The sequence below is a fragment of the Winogradskyella ouciana genome, from assembly GCF_009709615.1.
In the GTDB taxonomy this organism is placed as follows: domain Bacteria; phylum Bacteroidota; class Bacteroidia; order Flavobacteriales; family Flavobacteriaceae; genus Winogradskyella; species Winogradskyella ouciana.
Genome location: NZ_WJYA01000040.1, coordinates 1 through 330, shown reverse-complemented (window position 1 = coordinate 330; position 330 = coordinate 1). Strand labels below are relative to the sequence as shown.

1 protein-coding gene is annotated in these 330 nt (G+C 61.5%); it reads right to left on the bottom strand.

The window, feature by feature from the left end:
- A partial coding sequence (locus tag F1003_RS18525) for a S1 RNA-binding domain-containing protein (RefSeq protein ID WP_235898407.1) occupies positions 1-330 on the bottom strand: 330 nt, incomplete at both ends.

Below are 330 nucleotides of genomic sequence, written 5' to 3'. Positions count from 1 at the left end.
CTTCGAGAGGATCAGGCGGCCTTCCTTGTCCTCCTTCTGGAGAACAAGGGCCTCGATCTCGTCACCGACGGCGACGACCTCGTTGGGGTCGACGTCGTGCTTGATCGAGAGCTCGCGGCTCGGGATAACGCCTTCGGTCTTGTAACCGATGTCGAGCAGGACCTCGTCCCGGTCGACCTTCACGATGACGCCGTCGACGATGTCGCCGTCGTTGAAGTACTTGATCGTCTCGTCGATCGCGGCGAGGAAGGCTTCCTCGTTACCGATGTCGTTGACCGCAACCTGCGGGGTGGTGGCGGTGGTCTCGGTGCTGCTCGTCATGTGGGAAAG